Consider the following 3,051-nt stretch of genomic DNA (forward strand, 5'->3'; position numbering starts at 1 on the left):
TTTTCCGGTAATGTCGGGTTGTTGAAGCCACAATCCGAAAGGACCACCGATGACCACCGATATGATGAACCTTCGCGCTCTGGTCGAACAGACCCCCGACGCCGATATTTTGCGTGAGATGATCGGCTTTGCCGCTGAACGCCTGATGGAGATGGAAGTGGGCGCTGCCACAGGCGCTGGTTATGGAGCGAAGAGCTCCGATCGCCTGGCCCAGCGCAATGGGTATCGCGACAGAGACTGGGAGACACGCGCCGGCACTGTCGAGCTGCGCATTCCCAAGCTGAGGACAGGGTCCTATTTCCCAACCTTCCTGGAGCCGCGCCGCATGGCCGAGAAGGCTCTAACCGCAGTTATCCAGGAAGCTTACATCCAGGGCATTTCCACCCGATCAGTCGATGATCTGGTCAAGGCCATGGGGATGGGCGGCATCTCCAAAAGTCAGGTGAGCCGGCTGTGCGAAGAGATCGACGATAAGGTCAAAGCCTTCCTCGATCGCCCCATCGAGGGTGACTGGCCCTATCTGTGGATTGATGCCACTTACCTCAAGGTGCGCCGCGGTGGGCGTATCGTCTCGGTCGCCGCCATTATCGCCATCGGCGTCAACAGTGATGGCAGGCGTGAGGTTCTGGGCATGGAGATCGGGACCTCGGAAGCCGAGCCGATCTGGACAGCGTTTCTGCGCAAGCTGACCCGGCGGGGGCTACGTGGGGTCAAGCTCGTGATCTCCGATGCGCACGAAGGGATCAAGGCGGCCGTCAGCAAGGTGTTGTGCGCCACTTGGCAACGATGCCGGGTTCACTTCATGCGCAACGTTCTTGCCCATGCCGGAAAGAGCGGGCGCCGTGTCGTCTCTGCCTTCATCGCCACGGCCTTTGCGCAGGAAACACCAAAGGCGGCCAGTGCGCAATGGCGCGCCGTCGCCGATCAGATCCGACCCAAGGTGCCCAAGCTGGCCACCCTGCTCGATGAGGCCGAGCCTGATGTTCTGGCCTACATGTCGTTCCCACGCGAACACCGGACCAAATTGCACAGCACGAACCCAATCGAGCGTCTCAACGGCGAAATCAAGCGGCGCACCGATGTCGTGGGCATCTTTCCCAATGATGACGCCATCGTGCGCCTCGTGGGCGCGTTACTGCTCGAACAGAACGATGAGTGGGCCGTCCAGCGCGCCCGCTACATGACACTGGAAACAATGAGCCAGATGAGCGATGATCCCCTCATCAGCCTGCCGCCCCTGGCCGGCTGATCCGACACCGGCAGTGCCGGGAAATGCGTGGCGGCCCAAACCAACCTACACCACGCCAGGGGACACCATCCTGTCGTATCCCGAAACCCGCCCTTGAGCGGATGGTCAATGAAAATCCCGGCTTGCAAAGGGCTTTGATGATGCAATCTTTTCGGGATCTTGAACGGGCGCAGGATTGGATGGTCACGCTGGCCCGGGCAGACGCGTCGCAAAAGTTGGCGCGCTGCCTGAACTTGATCGCTCTCAACCACCAGACCCGTGATGCAGGGCGGTCAGATCAGTTCCAGTCCAACAGCCTCACCTTTGAGTTGCCCCTCAGTCGTTCAGACATCGCCGATCTGCTAGGCCTGAGAAGTGAGACTGTTTCACACCAGTTGACCCACCTCCGTCGCGCAGGCGTTATCGCAATCGGTAAATTGCGCCAAGTATCCATCTTGGATCTCAAGGCGCTCAGGCGAAGATATTGAATGTGCCCGAATGACCTTGATCCGGAAACCCGCGCTGGGCGCTTGGACCTTCTTGGATGTCCGCCATAACCACATTGCTCGGCCAAGCAAGCTACTTAGATAACCAGCTATTAAGCAAACGTTGAATTACCGCTCCATAGAAGGATAGGCTGAACCAACCGGGCCAAGCGCGAGTCGGTTTCGATCACCGCAGGACAGCGCGCCGAGGGGCGTTCGGGCTCCCTGCGCGTGGAAGGCAGCGGCACGCTTGCGCCCATTGTCGATGCGGACGGGCGCGCGGTCGCACAGTCCACACCCGCCCCGGCCGATGCCGCAGCCCCGGCGGCGGCGCCCGGGAACTCGGGTTACGCGCCGGGTCAGCCTGGCAGCGCCGCGGGCCAAAGCAGTGAGGCCCCGGGCCAGTCCAGAAGTGCGGTGCCGGGCAAATGCGGCAGTATGCCAGGCAAAGCCGAAGGCGGGCCCAAGTCGGATTCGGGCGGGCCCGGAAAATCCGACAGCGCGCCCGGCCGCTCAGATAAATCTCCGCAGGTAATTCGGCCAAAGTCGGCCTCGGCGCCGGGAACCGGTAACGACATTCGGGACCATGGGTCAGACTAGGGTCGAGATTCAATCATAGCCAGTATGCGACTGCTGCTGCGAGCATGACAGCGGAGAGGTAGTTCCGGGCGAGTTTGTCGTATCGTGTCGCTACACGGCGGAAATCCTTGAGGCGGCAGAAGGTAGCTTCGACGCGCCAGCGGTCCTTGTAGCGCTTCTCATCGTAACGGATGATGCGCTTGCGGTTTTTGCGTCCAGGGATCACGGGGATGGTGCTCTGGCTGCGCAAAGTGGATCGCAGTCGATTGGCATCATAGCCCCGGTCAGCAATGAGCCGCTTCATGCCTGTGGTTTCCCCGATCAGCAGGTCAGTCCCCTTCATGTCCGAGGCGTTGCCGGGTGTCAGGATGAGGCGGAGCGGCCTTCCAATAACGTCGACGAGCGCATGGACCTTGGTGGTCCGGCCACCACGCGAGATGCCAATGGCGTTGGCTTTCGCCCCCCTTTTGCCCCACCTGCGCCGCGATGGGCCTTGATATAGCTGCTGTCGATCTGGGCCGTTTCCGCAATCCAGCCCTTGTCGGTCAAAGCCATCAGGATGCGGGCCCAGACCCCGCGACGGCTCCAACGGTTCCAGCGATTGTAGACGGTTGTCGCAGGGCCATATTCGACAGGGCAATCAACCCAGCGCCCACCGCACTTGAGCATATGAATGATCCCCGAAATCACCCGTCGGTCGTCGACCCGGCGTGCTCCGGGCTGGTTTTGAGGGAGGTGCGGCTCAATGGCCGCCCAAGC

General features: G+C 61.2%; 3 protein-coding genes. 2 read left to right on the forward strand and 1 reads right to left on the reverse strand.

The features are described from left to right. Positions 1-49: 49 nt before the first annotated feature. Positions 50-1,249 (forward strand): IS256 family transposase, encoded by a 1,200-nt coding sequence (locus tag EO136_RS11800; RefSeq protein ID WP_127143937.1) that lies wholly within the window; start codon positions 50-52, stop codon positions 1,247-1,249. 101 nt (positions 1,250-1,350) lie between these two features. Then, complete coding sequence (locus EO136_RS11805) at positions 1,351-1,716, forward strand: Crp/Fnr family transcriptional regulator (protein ID WP_164730559.1); 366 nt, start codon at positions 1,351-1,353, stop codon at positions 1,714-1,716. Between the two features lie 610 nt (positions 1,717-2,326). Here EO136_RS11805 and EO136_RS11810 read toward each other — a convergent pair. Further along, positions 2,327-3,051, reverse strand: a protein-coding gene (locus EO136_RS11810; RefSeq protein ID WP_127144621.1) for an IS5 family transposase whose coding sequence is annotated in 2 segments (ribosomal slippage) — positions 2,327-2,743 and positions 2,746-3,051 — 723 coding nt annotated over the 2 segments. Because the reading frame shifts where the segments join, the coding sequence is not laid out codon by codon here. This gene is flagged as partial in the annotation.

Origin of the sequence: Pelagibacterium montanilacus, from assembly GCF_003992665.1 — a bacterium.
In the GTDB taxonomy this organism is placed as follows: domain Bacteria; phylum Pseudomonadota; class Alphaproteobacteria; order Rhizobiales; family Devosiaceae; genus Pelagibacterium; species Pelagibacterium montanilacus.

Excerpts from the sequence above, each read along its gene's own strand:
- EO136_RS11800 (WP_127143937.1), top strand. The coding sequence starts at position 50 with ATGACCACCGATATGATGAACCTTCGCGCTCTGGTCGAACAGACCCCC.
- EO136_RS11805 (WP_164730559.1), top strand. The coding sequence starts at position 1,351 with ATGGTCAATGAAAATCCCGGCTTGCAAAGGGCTTTGATGATGCAATCT.